The organism is Paraburkholderia guartelaensis, from assembly GCF_004353905.1.
Lineage (GTDB): Bacteria > Pseudomonadota > Gammaproteobacteria > Burkholderiales > Burkholderiaceae > Paraburkholderia > Paraburkholderia guartelaensis.
The window spans coordinates 139,163-152,611 of sequence record NZ_SMOD01000012.1; the positions used below are offsets into that span (position 1 = coordinate 139,163).

12 protein-coding genes are annotated in these 13,449 nt (G+C 62.0%); 5 read left to right on the forward strand and 7 right to left on the reverse strand.

Annotated elements, in window-relative coordinates; all coding sequences use genetic code 11:
* The first annotated feature begins 9 nt into the window (after positions 1-9).
* Complete coding sequence (gene hydA / locus E1N52_RS17655) at positions 10-1,467, forward strand: dihydropyrimidinase (RefSeq protein WP_133184043.1); 1,458 nt, start codon at positions 10-12, stop codon at positions 1,465-1,467.
* A 42-nt stretch (positions 1,468-1,509) separates the two neighbouring features.
* Here the strand turns inward: hydA and E1N52_RS17660 are convergent, their stop codons facing one another.
* The 6 genes from E1N52_RS17660 to E1N52_RS17685 all read right to left on the reverse strand — a co-directional run bounded on the left by E1N52_RS17660 (position 1,510) and on the right by E1N52_RS17685 (position 7,422).
* Entirely contained in the window at positions 1,510-2,364 is an 855-nt protein-coding gene (locus E1N52_RS17660) for a lipase family protein (protein ID WP_133184044.1), read from the reverse strand.
* 61 nt (positions 2,365-2,425) lie between these two features.
* Positions 2,426-3,658 (reverse strand): patatin-like phospholipase family protein, encoded by a 1,233-nt coding sequence (locus E1N52_RS17665; RefSeq protein ID WP_165979403.1) that lies wholly within the window; start codon positions 3,656-3,658, stop codon positions 2,426-2,428.
* Positions 3,659-4,053: 395 nt separating this feature from the next.
* Positions 4,054-4,836, reverse strand: coding sequence for a phosphoribosyltransferase (locus tag E1N52_RS17670; protein WP_133184046.1), 783 nt, complete (start codon positions 4,834-4,836; stop codon positions 4,054-4,056).
* A gap of 19 nt (positions 4,837-4,855) precedes the next feature.
* Entirely contained in the window at positions 4,856-5,626 is a 771-nt protein-coding gene (locus E1N52_RS17675) for a glutathione S-transferase family protein (RefSeq protein WP_133184047.1), read from the reverse strand.
* 38 nt (positions 5,627-5,664) lie between these two features.
* A complete protein-coding gene (locus tag E1N52_RS17680; RefSeq protein ID WP_133184048.1) occupies positions 5,665-6,783 on the reverse strand; it encodes a patatin-like phospholipase family protein in 1,119 nt (372 codons plus the stop codon).
* A gap of 75 nt (positions 6,784-6,858) precedes the next feature.
* Complete coding sequence (locus E1N52_RS17685) at positions 6,859-7,422, reverse strand: TetR/AcrR family transcriptional regulator (RefSeq protein ID WP_133184049.1); 564 nt, start codon at positions 7,420-7,422, stop codon at positions 6,859-6,861.
* Between the two features lie 61 nt (positions 7,423-7,483).
* Here E1N52_RS17685 and E1N52_RS17690 point away from each other — a divergent pair, with 61 nt between their 5' ends.
* On the forward strand, positions 7,484-7,936 hold the full coding sequence (locus E1N52_RS17690; RefSeq protein WP_133184050.1) for a monooxygenase family protein: 453 nt from the start codon (positions 7,484-7,486) through the stop codon (positions 7,934-7,936).
* A gap of 13 nt (positions 7,937-7,949) precedes the next feature.
* Here the strand turns inward: E1N52_RS17690 and E1N52_RS17695 are convergent, their stop codons facing one another.
* Complete coding sequence (locus E1N52_RS17695; protein WP_342777869.1) at positions 7,950-9,962, reverse strand: esterase/lipase family protein; 2,013 nt, start codon at positions 9,960-9,962, stop codon at positions 7,950-7,952.
* Positions 9,963-10,224: 262 nt separating this feature from the next.
* On the opposite strand from E1N52_RS17695, the gene E1N52_RS17700 reads away from it, so the two are divergent.
* The 3 genes from E1N52_RS17700 (at position 10,225) to bcsR (ending at position 13,440) form a co-directional block, all read left to right on the forward strand.
* Positions 10,225-11,841 carry an MFS transporter gene (locus E1N52_RS17700; RefSeq protein WP_133184051.1) on the forward strand — a complete coding sequence of 539 codons (1,617 nt, stop codon included), beginning with the start codon at positions 10,225-10,227 and terminating at the stop codon, positions 11,839-11,841.
* Positions 11,842-12,461: 620 nt separating this feature from the next.
* Positions 12,462-12,881: a cellulose biosynthesis protein BcsD gene (bcsD, locus tag E1N52_RS17705; RefSeq protein ID WP_246089108.1), complete on the forward strand. Its 420-nt coding sequence runs from the start codon at positions 12,462-12,464 to the stop codon at positions 12,879-12,881.
* A 97-nt stretch (positions 12,882-12,978) separates the two neighbouring features.
* Complete coding sequence (gene bcsR, locus E1N52_RS17710; protein ID WP_133184053.1) at positions 12,979-13,440, forward strand: BcsR/BcsP family cellulose biosynthesis protein; 462 nt, start codon at positions 12,979-12,981, stop codon at positions 13,438-13,440.
* Positions 13,441-13,449: the final 9 nt, after the last annotated feature.

Here is a 13,449-nt window from a genome sequence, read left to right on the forward strand (position 1 = left end):
CTTGGCATCATGGCGATCCTGATTCGAGGCGGCACCGTCGTCAATGCGGACAAGAGCTGGCGTGCGGACGTGCTCTGCGAAAGCGGCGTGATCCAGGCCGTGGGCGAAAACCTCGACGCGCCTGCGGGCGCGACCGTGGTCGACGCGGGCGGCCAGTACGTGATGCCGGGCGGCATCGATCCGCATACACACATGGAACTGCCGTTCATGGGCACGACGGCGAGTGACGACTTCTACACGGGCACGGCGGCGGGCCTGGCGGGCGGCACGACGTCGATCATCGATTTCGTGATTCCGAACCCGAAGCAGCCGCTCATGGACGCGTTTCGCGAGTGGCGCGGCTGGGCCGAAAAAGCGGCGGCCGACTATGGCTTCCACGTGGCCGTGACGTGGTGGGACGACAGCGTGCATCGCGACATGGGCCTGCTCGTGAACGAACACGGCGTGTCGAGTTTCAAGCACTTCATGGCGTACAAGAACGCCATCATGGCCGACGACGAGATTCTCGTGAACAGCTTTGCGCGCTCGCTCGAACTGGGCGCACTGCCCACCGTGCATGCGGAAAACGGCGAACTCGTGTTCCAGTTGCAACGGCGGCTGCTTGCGCGCGGCTTCACGGGGCCCGAGGCGCATCCGCTTTCAAGGCCGCCCGAAGTCGAAGGCGAGGCGGCGAACCGCGCAATTCGCATTGCGCAGGTGCTGGGCGTGCCGGTGTACATCGTGCATGTCTCGGCGAAAGACGCGCTCGACGCCATCGCCCGCGCGCGCAGCGAAGGGCAGCGCGTGTTCGGCGAGGTGCTCGCCGGGCATCTGGTGATCGACGAGTCGGTGTATCGCGACCCGGACTGGACGCGCGCCGCCGCCCATGTCATGAGCCCGCCGTTCCGTACGAAAGAGCATCGAGACGCGCTCTGGCGCGGGCTGCAAGGCGGGCTGCTACACACGACGGCGACCGACCACTGCGTGTTCTGTGCTTCACAAAAGGCAATGGGCCGCAACGATTTCACGAGGATTCCGAACGGATGTGGCGGCGTGGAAGACCGCATGGCGGTGCTGTGGGATCAGGGCGTGAACACGGGCCGGCTCACACCGAACGAGTTCGTGCGGGTGACTTCCACCAATGCCGCGCAGATCTTCAACCTGTATCCGCGCAAGGGCACGGTGGCTGCCGGTGCCGACGCCGACCTCGTCGTGTGGGATCCGCAGGCCACGCGTACGATCTCGGTGAAGACGCATCATCAGAACGTCGACTTCAACGTCTTCGAAGGCATGACGGTGCGCGGCGTGCCCACACATACTATTTCGCAAGGCGAACTCGTGTGGGCGAACGGCGATCTGCGGGCGCGGCGCGGTGCCGGGCGTTACCTGAAACGGCCTGCGAACCCTGGCTATCTGCAGGCTTCGCGCCTTGCGAAGAGCTTGAAGGAGACGCAACCCGTGCATCGCGAGGGCGATGCGGCTAGTTAGGCGAGAGGGCTCGGTTAGTTGGATTGACGGTGACGTGGCGTTTCACGGAACGAGACTCCTCACGTAGTTGATTGGTGCGTGATCCGCGAGGTCACGCACCATGAGGTCACCGATGCGCCACGCGTATGTGAGCAGATAATCGCTGCGTGCGGCGGCGCGGTCCGCTTGCACGAATGCGTCGTCGGCGTCCGGTACCAACGCGCCTTTGCGCGTGATGTAGTTAGAGTCTCCCGCGTGAACGTATCCGCCAATCGGTGGTGGCAAATCGGTGACGAGATCGCAGCAGTCGACATAGCGCGTGATGCCGACATGGGCCAGCGTGGCGACAAACGTCGCGTCGCCTACGCGTGGCGAACCGATCGTCACGAGGGCGTTTGGTGTGCATATGCTGGCAAAGAGCGTCGCGATCGCCGCACCGAGGCTATGGCCTGTCAATATGAGTTGGGTTCGCGTCGCCGCGGTCGCTTGCAACCAGTTATCGACCGCTTTTTTCAAGCTGCGTGCGGCGCGCGCGAATCCGGCATGAACTCGCCCGGCACTTTCCGTCCAGTCTGTCAAACTGCCTTCGAGGTCAATTGCAATATCGGTAAGCGATTGCGGTTCTGTTCCACGGAATGCAAGCACGGCGAGCCCATCGGATTTCCTCACGGCACCGAAGCCATGCGTGTCGTTGTCGGCATTGTTGAAGGGAGCCGCGCCTTCAAAACCCACGAGGGCGAGCGCTTGTTCGAGCCGCTGGAGTTCAGCGCCGCCATCCTCGTAGCGTATATAGGCAAGCCGCGCGAACTCCGCACACAGTCCGTTAATGTCGTATATGCCACCAGCAGTGAACACCGTCGGCCTGAGTCCCGGTAAGTCGAGCGCGTCGCGTGACGGGTCGTAAGGGATAGAGCACATGTGCACCTCCGTCTTCTCGGCGAAACCAGGGGCTTGAGGATTTCGGCGACATATCAACGCGTCACTGACTGATGGATAGCCACGCGACTTTTGCGGCCTCGAACGTGTTCTGCCCAATCAGCGTCTGGAACAGTTCATTCGTCCGGACTGCCTGGTTAGGCACCGGCCCTTGAATCCAGAGGTCGCAGAATCTCGTGATGAGGTCGACGTCTGATTGCTGGGTCGCGTCCATGTCCAGTTTCACGAGCGCCGCGAATTCCGTCGATTCGAGGCCGTCCGGCAGTGTCCAGTTGCCGTTTGTGTAGCAAGGCCGAATCATGGGATTCATGCGCACTAGCGGTCCCTCATTTGCCGGCTCATCCGGATTGCAGCAGCCTATGCCCCCGAGCGTCAGGTAGGCGGCGAAAGTGGCGGCGTCGGGTGGATCGGAAACGATGCTCTTGGCCATCGTACCGATATCGGTTGGCAGGCCCGTGGATTGTTGATGGAGTACGAGTTCCGCATCTGTCGTATCCGGCAGGCCGGGTTCGACTAGCGGCAGGCTGGTATTGCCCGTTCCAATGCTCAAGGCAGCGATTGGGCCGTCCGCACACGCGTAGGGTTGCCGGTTGGCTATCGTCTCGAGTACTGCGGCCTGCACAGGGTTGTTGTAGCCCGCTACGGCGCCATCCCAGAAGCGATGCGGCGCGTAGCCCGCGTTGGTGGGGAAAATGGCCGGCTGGTCGAAGTAGTCGATGGGCGCGTTGGTGGAGGCGTGGATGGCTTCGGCCACCGTTGGCGCCTGTGGGCGGATGGTGTTGTTCGCCAGGCTCTCTAAGTCGGAGCGAAAGAACATGCAATGCCGCAGGTCGTAGTCGAAGGCTGGAATCAGGATTCTCGGCCACGGGCCGGCGCCCCCATCCATCTCCTTCGGCAACTGGTCGAGACGCGTGCCGCCGAATCTCGGCAAAGTCGCCTGTATGCCCAGGAATTTACGTGAGGCCGAGTACTTAGGCCCAAGCCCTAGCGTGTCCTCCAGCAGCTTGTTGCCGATACCGGCAAGGCCGCCAAGCGGCGCAAAGATGCTGCTTCGGCGCGTAGCGTCCAGAAACAGATTCAAGATTTCGGATAGCGGGAGGTTCTCAATCAAGCCCCCCAGCACGAGCGATCCGCCGGAATTGGCGGCGACCAGGTCGAAATTGTGAAGTACCTCGTGCCCGGTTTTATTGGGGCCGTAGATTTCCTGCAATGCGCGGACCTGGATCAACGCCCAGGTGCCTCCGCCGTCCAGGGAAAGGATTCGAAAGCGCGGCATATGACCTCCAGTCGAACGAGTTGAGTGGCCGTTTGGGCCGTTGCTCGAGCAGTCAAGCGAGCGTGGCATCGATGGCGTGCCACTTGGGTGGCCCGGTGATGCCGTCGCGTGCAAGTTGAGGGGCGCGCTGGGATGCGCGGAGCTGCCGCGCAGGCCGTCGTTATAGTGGGGTCTGGAAGGGGAAAGGGCTCAGCGCGACCTTCATTTGGAATGCGAAGTAAAGGCTAGCGCTGACGCCATACTTGCTTATGTTCGATAGCTCACACTTCCCGCGCCCTCAGCGTTTGCACTGATCGGAGAGGATCGCAATCGTTCGTAGCGGTGCAAGCATCGGTTTGCTTACAACGTGCCGCTACGCATAATTGGGTGATTGAAGAGGGCGAGCGCCGAATCAGTCATTGATCGAACGCGCTTATTCTGTATCGCTTATTGTTAATTGTTTTATACATTATGGAAAACGGAAATTCATTCAGAATGAGGCCTATCAGGGAGTCGTTGTTGCAGTAAATTTCCTCTGGTCCGACGGCTTTGATGGTGTCCAACAGTGAGTGGTGGTCGCCCTTGAATTCCACGTGGTAATCCACCCTCCATTCATGCTTCAAGTTCAATGGGTAGGCAGAATCGTCCACGGCCACCGTCTTCTTATAACGCTGATCTTCCAGCAGCGCCGCTTCCGCCTTCACAAAATCATCGAGGCACTGGCGGCTGGTGACATACCGCTCCCACGGCAATACTGCGCGAACTGAAGAACAGTCTTTGAAGTGGTCCGCCTCCGTTCTACTGTCGACATGGTGAACCAGCGTCAGCACCCTGATCAAAGACTCGTCTTTAACAAAAGAAAGCAAATACTCGTAGCAGTTGGCCAGCGTATATCCAACGCCAGCAACATCGTCCACCAGCAAGATTCTCTTGCCTTCCTTGACGCAGGCATCGACAAGATCAAACGCTTTCTTGTTGTTGATTTCAGCCTTGGCTTCCCGACGATCGTAGTGTACGAAGTCGACGGGCAGGCCTAACATCTGTGAGAGCATCAGGGCCGGTATGGCGCCTCCGCGCAAGATGCCGAGTATCAAACCTATGTTTTCCTGAATCAGTTGCTCTCGTTTAGACAGGCAAAACGTTTCTATGTCGTCGTAGCCATAGAAGTAGACGGGAAGTCTGGCAAATTCTGTGTTCACCTGGTTTTGCTCCGTTCATCTACAGCGATAGCGGCAATGCAAGATGTCGCGCGTACATCAGATCGCGATGCTCGAGCAAGATGGGGTCCAATGCCGCGTCGGTCTCCGGGTCCCGTGTTTCGAAAGCGGTCCTCACGCCCGCGTCCATCGGACACACGTCGTGCGGCAGCGGGCGGAAGAGCGCGAGGACACTGGCACTGTAAACATCGACCACGGTCACTGAATCGCCGATGTAATACGGAGAGCCTGCCTCGCGCTGCGCTTTTAAACGTGCAGTCAGCATCCCCAGCACCGCCGTCGCACGCTTGGCCGCAGCCGCACCGGCCTCCGGGCTGTGTCCGTATTTCTTGCCCAGATATTTCGCGACCCGCTCGGGAAAGCCACCGCTATTGTGCAAACCCGCATGAATCAGTTGCAGACGGCGCGACCACCCCAAACCGCTCTCACCGCACAGTTCATGCGCGAGGCCGAAAGCCAGTGCGCGCTGTGCGGGGTCCTCCGGCAACAACGAAGGCGTGGGCACCAACCGCTCGGCGAGCAGCAGAATATCCGCCCATCCGCGACGCGGTCGCTCCTGCCCGACCATGAGGACGGGCGCACTCAACTCCACAGCCCACTGTTTCAGTGTCTCGTTGTCGTAGGCGAGCCGCACGGCAGCCCACGCGATACCCTTGATGTGCAGGATGCCCTTGGCGGCTTCGCTCCACGGACTCGGTACTCCACCAACCACGACCATGCGCAAGCCATCGCGCTGGACGGCTGTTTCGACGTCGATATATTCGAACGGCACTGACCTGCTCCCTCAAGGTGAACGTCACGCCACATGTTTTACTGCGCTTGCGTCCCGCTGCCTTGCTTGAGCGTCGGATCGAGCAACGCATCCTTGACGTTCAGCGATGACGCCTGCCCGAGATTCGCGTAGTTATTCTTGATCCAGGCATCCGCCACCTCGCGTCCACGGTCGAACAGCGTTTTGAGCAATGACCAGGACGTGCTGCTCTTGGAGACGAAGCCGAATTTTGCGAGAAAGTCGTCGTCGCGAATGAGGTGAAACCTGACGGTCTTGAAGCGGCTTTTGCTCGCGGCTTCCTCGCCAATCGAGTCGAGCACGCGGTTGACCGCTTCGATCGCGTTGACCTCCAGCACGACGGAAGCATTGAAACCGATTTCGTTGAGCCGGTCCAGAATACCGCGCGCATTTTTCGGCGGCATGTCGTGGCGCACGAACGGATTCACGAGGATCAGGATCAGGTCCTGGGCATGAGCGATCAACGGCGCCAAAGGCGGATTGCCCAGATAGCCGCCATCCCAGTACGGCACGCCGTGGATGTTCACGGTGCGGAATTCGCTTGGCAGGCACGCTGAAGCGCGCAGTACATCGACGCTAATTTCGGGCTGCGTAAAGATGGTGCGTTCGTTGGTTCGCACATTGGTCGCGCCGATGAAAATCTGCGGGCCGCCGCTCTTCGCATTGAGCGTAGAGAGATCGGTCTCCGGAAGCGCGGAACGGATTATCGGGCCGAGCGGATCGCGATAAAAGGGGTTGTTGTAAGGCGAAGCCACGAGTCCCACGATCTCCGTGAAAATCGCGCCGGGACTCCAGTCGATATTCCAGCGGCCAAAAGGCCCTGGATCGGAAAAGCCGAAGAGCGGATTGCCGGCCTGCTCCCCGGCGCGCGATACCGCTTCCCAGAAGGTGCGCAGCATCTCACGCGCTTTCGCTGCGCCGCCGTTGGCCAGGCCCGCCGCGCAGAGCGTCGCGTTGATGCCGCCCGCGCTCGCGCCGCTGATCGCCTCGACACTGAACGGCGTGCCTTGCGAAGTCGATTCCAGCAATCGATCGAGCACGCCCCACGTGAAGGCGCCGTGCGAGCCACCGCCTTGCAGGGCAAGCGCGACTTTGGGGCCGGACTGCTGCACGCCGCTCGTGGATTCCTCTGTCGCCATGGCTCCTCTCTCGTCGTCATCGCGTTGCCGGCAATCGTACGCGCGAGAGGGAATGCGCGTGCTGCGAATGTCGCCTCAGGAACCGGCGAGGGCGGGCGGCGCGGCCTTGAGCGCGTAGGTTATCAGCGCTATCGCCGCACGCTCACTGGCCGGATCGGCCGGAATTCTTCCATCGAGCGCCAGCGTCGCCAGACCGTGAACCAGTCCCCAGCAGGCGAGCACCCCCGCCTCGACGCAATGCGGCGCCAGCTCCGCCACGTTGCGTGCCATCAGCGTATAAGCGCCCCGGCAATCCTCATGGGGCAAGGCGAGTCCTGCCCCGTCCGCGAACATCAGCCGGAACAGCGCAGGATGCGCGCGGGCGAAGCCAACGTAGGCCACGCCCTGCGCTTCGAGCGCTTCGCGCGTGTCGTCCGCCTCGTTGGCGCGCGCGGCGCCTGCCTCCAGCATGGCAAAGCCCTTGAGCGCGACGGCGCCCATCAGCGCCGCCTTGTCCTCGAAATGGCGATAGGGCGCCATCGCCGAAACGCCGGCGGCCCGCGCAACCGCACGCAGGCTGACGTCGCTTTCGCCCTGTTCGAGCAAGGCCAGCGCGCAATCGACCAGACGGTCGCGGAGGGACAGATTCGAATCGCTCATTCGTTGTTTACACTGTAATCATTCGGGACTATGCTTACAGCGTAAACAACCGGGAGCCATCATGCAAGCCGCCGTTACCCGAAAGTCCGTCGATCTCAGCGCCTATCCGAATCTTGTGGTCATCCTCCTGGGTTTTCGCGTGCGAAGGCTGCGGGGGATCGCGACCTTGTTCGGGATCGGCAAAGGGCTGCGGCAAATCGAGTTGAACCCGCCTGAAGGATTGCTCTCCAGCGAGCAGTTCCTTTTCGCCCTGAACCATGTGGGGATCCGCCAGTATTGGCGCGACCTCGAAAGCCTCGAAGCCTTTACCCGCAGCGCGCCGCATTCGCGCTGGTGGGGCGAGTTTCTGCGCGACAGCGGCGGCGCGGGCTTCTGGCATGAAAGCTATAGCCGGCAGGGAATGGAGGCGGTTTATATCGACATGCCCGCCCCCGTGGGCTTCGATCGCTTCGCGCCGGCGCGCCAGCCGACCGGACCTTTTATGAGCGCGCGAAAGCGCATGGCGGCGGACTAGACCAAGGCGTCATTCACTGCGTCTCATGTAGCGCCTCTGGCCTACCGCAAGCGCCTTCGTGGGCGCCATGGTTATCAAACACTTCGATATCCTCGTGCAGAATGCGGCGGATTTCGAAAATCGCCTCAGGCGTTTCCTGAACGCTATGGCCCGAAACGATCACCTTTTCGGAGAGCGCGCCATCGAGGTGCGCGCTGCGATAGGGGACGACCCCATCATCGGAATCTTCGAGCGGGCCCGTCTCACGGCGCCGCGCAATGATCGAGTGAAAACACACGGTTGGGCTGATCGGCAGTCGTGAAATCGACTGGATGATCGGATCGGTCTCCCGCAACTGCTCGATGCTGTTGGGAACCATGATGGTCTTTCCCACCCGCTGGTTGCTATCCGCATTGGTGGCGCTCTGCAGCATCTCGTCGAATTCCTTCAGCAGCGCAAGCGGCAAGCGCACCAGGTTTGCAACCCAGCGAGACAGGCGATTGCTCGCGAACGGCGTGCCGCGGTGCGGCGTGGCGATGAAGATCGCGCGCTCGACCTGCGGCATCGGCGTAAAGCGCAGCAGACGATTGAGCCGCTCATCCTCGCGCACAATGTCGACCCCTTCGGGCAGGTACTTGTTCTGGACGGTTACCCACAGAACATCGTCGGAGGACGAGACGAGCAACCGCGCGAGCACACCGCCCATGCTGTGCCCGATCAGCACCATGCCGTTCGACGCCGGCAACTCGCCTGCGGGATCGAAATGCGCGAGCGTCAGTTGCACCGCCTGCCTTATCCTCGCGAGGTTCACGAGAATGGGCACGTTGGTCGGATAGTAGACCTGCCAGACCTGGAAATGCTGGCGAAGCATTTCGTCACCCTGAATATCGTTCGCCACGTTGACCCATGCCTCGGGACTGCTGGCCAATCCGTGCAGCATCAGAACGATGCGCCGGTCCGGATCGAACGGTTGCATCATGTAAATGCGCGGACGATCGATGCCTCTCGTGCGGCCGAGCAGCGAACGCAAGGACTGCCTGGCAAAGCCGGAGCGGGCAAGCCAGATGCCGTAGCCCGCACTGAAGTTGGCCGCGAGCGGCACAGTCTCGCCATTGATCTCTACGCTCTCTACCCGATACGGATCGTAGGCGGAGAACACCACGTCGTGCGAAGCGAGCAGTTGCTCGAGCGTGCCGTTGCCAAACAGCAGCAGTGCGGTGACGTTCGGCGAAGGCATTTCATTGAACGGGCGCGAGCCGGGCGCGAGCCAGAAGCTTGCGCCTGCGTTTGCATTCGCATCGTTTCCAGCCGTTGTCGCTGCGCTGTTCGTCGTCGTGCTCTCCGGGTCGGGCTGGGCGGGCTGCGTGACCGCAACCAGATCCGCACCCAGGCCGTCACGGCGATAGGTATTGTGCAGTCCCGCGAACGACAGTCCCGAGGCGGGAATGACTTCGCTGAGTTCGCGTACGCCCTCGGGCAGCCGGACCTCGCTCAGGTCGATATGAATGGTCCAGCCTGCTATGAACTGCCTTTGCGGATCGCGATTACCGGTGTTTGTCTCTGCGGTGCCGCGCAGAAACAGCGCGCCGGCAAGCTCCTGTACCGCATAGTTGTAGTAGTCGCGAACCTGCGTCTGGCGGTCCTCGAATGCCCGTTCGCCAGCCGTGCGCTGGCCGAGGAACAGAAACGCGTACGCGTATCGCGCTGTCTTGAGCCACGAATCGAATTGCGCGTCGGTCCAGGGGGTGCCGGCGCGCGGCGTTTGCTCGAGCGCCATCTGGAGCGATAACTCGGCGAGGCAGGCAAGGCGCTGTGCGGTACTGAGTCCGCCGACGGTTGCGATCGTATCGATGCACGCTTGTTGTGCACTCCGGCACGAACTTGCGTCCAGGGCGGCAACCCGCAATGTGGCTTGTGTCGCTGCGCTCAATTCGCCGGTCGAGAGAATATCCCCGCGACGCATGGCAAAGTACTGCTGCGGGCCGAGCGAGTTCACGCGCACCATCGCGCAGCCGGACAGCAGCGCGGCTACGAGGAGGGCCAACACACTGGCTAGCTGCGGGCAACGCGACATGCGTGATGAGTAAGGGCGCGTCATGAAGGATCCAGGCCATTCGCGCGGGCGCGCACAAGCGTGTGGCGAAATGGGGGACGGCGCAGCGCTGTGGCCGGCAGATCGATATATACCAGCCTGATCCGGATTGCGTCCGCACGGTGATCCGTGGCCGGCGGATATGCGCTCTCCCGGGTTGACTGGCGCCCCTGGCATCAACAGACTCTAGTCACCACCGATCCACACGGGAGCGACCTTGGCCAACCCGGATCTCATTGAAAGCGAGCGCAGGGGCGCGCATGTCGTCGCCGCGCAGGCGAGTCCGTGCGATGAGCTCGTTATCCGCACGCAGCCCACCACAGTCGACCGGCCGTGCCGGCGCAAGCGCCTCGCGCTCGCTGCGACGATCCTGGGTTCGAGCATGGCGTTCATCGACGGCTCCGTCGTCAATGTCGCACTGCCGTCCATTCAGAGCGAACTCGGTGCGAGCGTCGCGGCGATGCAATGGGTCGTCAACGCGTATCTGCTTTTTCTCGGCTCGCTCGTGCTGGTCGGCGGGGCGATGGGGGACAAGCTCGGCCGGCGCACGGTGTTCATCGCGGGCATCGCGCTGTTTACGCTGGCGTCGGCGGCTTGCGGCCTGGCGCCGAATGCGGCTACGCTGATCGCCGCGCGCGCGGTTCAAGGCATCGGCGCGGCGCTGCTCGTACCCAGCAGCCTCGCGATCATCGGCGCGGTGTTCGACGGCGAAGCGCGTGGAAGAGCGATCGGCACCTGGGCGGGCGTTGGCGCGATCACGTCCGCGGTGGGGCCCGTGGCGGGCGGCTGGCTCGTCGATGCATTTTCCTGGCGCGCGATTTTTTTCCTGAACGTCCCGCTCGCCGCGATAACGATCGCGCTCGCCGTTTCATCGGTGCCCAACAGCCACAGGCTCGATGCGCCCGGAAAGCTCGACTGGCCCGGCGCGCTGGCCGCGGCAGGGGGACTCGCCGGCCTTGCTTTCGGCCTGACCCAGGCGTCGGCGCGAGGCTTCCAGCATCCGTTCGTACTGGGCGCAATCGGCGCCGGCGTGCTCGTGCTCGCCGCATTTGTGATGATCGAGGCACGCAGCGCCAACCCCATGATGCCACTCGATCTGTTCCGTTCACGCGATTTCACGGGCGCGAACCTCGTCACGCTGCTGCTTTACTTCGGGCTCGGCGGCGCATTCTTCTTCCTGCCGTTCACGCTGATCCGCGCGCATGGCTACACCGCGACCGAAGCGGGCGCGGCGCTGTTGCCGGTGCCCGTCATCATCGGTTTGCTATCTCGCTTCACCGGTGGACTGACGAGCCGCTTTGGCTCACGCGCGCTGTTGACCGTTGGCCCGGGCGTCGCCGGTATCGGGTTCACGCTATTGGCTCTGCCGTTCGTGCGCGGCAGCTATTGGACCGGATTCTTCCCCGCGCTCGCGGTGCTCGGGCTCGGCATGACGATCACCGTCGCGCCGCTCACCACGACCGTGATGGGCGCGGTGTCGAGCGAGCGCACCGGCGTCGCGTCCGGCATCAACAACGCCGTTGCGCGCGTGGCGAGCCTGCTGGCGGTTGCGGTGCTCGGCATCGTGTTCGTGTGGTCGCATCAGGCGGCGCTATCGGCGCGCCTCGATGCGTTGCACGTGCCGGTCGACGCACGCCAGACGGGGCGACTGCTGGAGCCGGATGAGCAAAGCGGAAGCGCACCGGACGGCGCCGGCACGCCGCACGGGACACGGGTTGCACGCGCGGAGGCGGACGCCATGATCGACGCGCTGCGCGCCGTCGCCATCGTGTCTGCTGCGTGCGCGTTCGCCGGCGCAGTTATCGCGGCGGCAGCCATACAGCCCAGGAAATGAACTGCAAACGTTTGCTCATGATCGATTTCGCGGAAATGACACTCAGAAGGAATATTTTGCGAATCCAGTGGGTTTAATCACGTTCGCCGAAAATGCTAAGCAGTACATTGGATGGTGCTATTCTTTCGGCCGCGCGTTCGCATCCGGTTGGATGCTCACAATAGAAAATGAAAACGACCGAATTCATGTTTCGTATTCGGGGAGCCCGAAACGAACCGCTTCGCTACAGCATTATTGTCATCGCAAGGGCACGGAATCGCCCGCGCCAACTGTGCCGCGCGTTGAAGTGACGTGAGGCTAGCCCGGCTTCTTTTTCTGTTGTCCTGTAATGCGGCGTTAAATTTGCGTGCCCCTTTTTGCGCGCAAACGTTTTCGCATTTAATTTGTCGCGAACACGTGACAAATTGAGTGCTGCAGACAAATTAAAAAATAAACGCGACGAGAATAATACGTATAATCCGCCGCGCACGTCAGTTGATCCGCCGTTCTTCCTGAATCACCCACAAGGATCGTCTGCGCTTAACGCCGGTCACCGCTCGAATGGTGATCATGGCCGCTTCTGCAAGTTCTGTTGACCCTGTGCGTCTCCTTTCCGGGCGCATGAATAGGTGATGAATTCCATGCCAGCACCGCAATGGCGTCCGTTTCTGTCGTTCCTCACGCAAGAGTTGACACAGAACCTGACGCCCAGGTTTTTGACCCAGCTCATGCGTGCCGCAGGCGGCCAATTCGCGCGTCAATATGCGCTGGCAGAGGCGGGCACCGTGGACGCGATGCGCGAGGCCATGAATCAGGTGTGGGGCGAACTCGACTGGGGCCAGGTCGAGATACGTGAGGCTCAGGACTGGCTGGTGCTCACGCATTACAACGCGCCGCTCAAGGCCGTATTCGGCGCGGAGAACGTGGCCTGGGCCGGCGCGTTCCTCGAAGGGGCTTATGAAGCGTGGATGCATCAGCTGGGCGCCGATTCGCAGTTGCGAATGACCACGGCAGGTCCTGCGGATGCATCGGGAACGATGGTGTTCCTGTTCGGTAAATAGAGGTCAGCAGGTCCGCAGGTCAGTAAAAAAACACAAAACGTGCTGCGCGCAAGACGCGCTTTGATGGACAGCACAACGAATACTACGGGGTCGGGGCATGAGCAGTGCATCGGACATTGCGAATCTTTTCGAGGTGGCGGACGCAAGCCCATCGCAGTACCACGAAGTGGAGAGGGCGGAGCAGATGCAAGGTCAGCGTGGGCGCTGGTCCACGCTGAACGCGGCGGAGCCGGACCCTATTGCGCCCGCGCCAGTGGCGTTGGCGCATGGCGACGCCACTGAATCGGCCGATGCTCTCGTTACGACCGACGCACCCGATACGCGCGATACGCCCGATACGACTGACACGTCGCCCGACGCGGTTTGCGCCACGCCTGCCGCCGCATCCGAACCTCCCCCGGCTGAGCTGGCCGCACCCGAACCGCCCGTCGTTCAACCCGAGCCCGCGCCCGAGCCTGTCGTCGCCGTGCAGCAGTCTGCAGCGCTGAGCAGTGTGTTTGCGCGCCTCATGGAACGCAATGCGCCTCGCGCCGATGTTGCACAGCGTGGCGCGCCATGATCGTCAAAC

Excerpts from the sequence above, each read along its gene's own strand:
- E1N52_RS17690 (WP_133184050.1), top strand. The coding sequence starts at position 7,484 with ATGCAAGCCGCCGTTACCCGAAAGTCCGTCGATCTCAGCGCCTATCCG.
- bcsD (WP_246089108.1), top strand. The coding sequence starts at position 12,462 with ATGCCAGCACCGCAATGGCGTCCGTTTCTGTCGTTCCTCACGCAAGAG.
- hydA (WP_133184043.1), top strand. The coding sequence starts at position 10 with ATGGCGATCCTGATTCGAGGCGGCACCGTCGTCAATGCGGACAAGAGC.
- E1N52_RS17665 (WP_165979403.1), bottom strand. The coding sequence starts at position 3,658 with ATGCCGCGCTTTCGAATCCTTTCCCTGGACGGCGGAGGCACCTGGGCG.
- E1N52_RS17685 (WP_133184049.1), bottom strand. The coding sequence starts at position 7,422 with ATGAGCGATTCGAATCTGTCCCTCCGCGACCGTCTGGTCGATTGCGCG.
- E1N52_RS17660 (WP_133184044.1), bottom strand. The coding sequence starts at position 2,364 with ATGTGCTCTATCCCTTACGACCCGTCACGCGACGCGCTCGACTTACCG.
- E1N52_RS17680 (WP_133184048.1), bottom strand. The coding sequence starts at position 6,783 with ATGGCGACAGAGGAATCCACGAGCGGCGTGCAGCAGTCCGGCCCCAAA.
- bcsR (WP_133184053.1), top strand. The coding sequence starts at position 12,979 with ATGAGCAGTGCATCGGACATTGCGAATCTTTTCGAGGTGGCGGACGCA.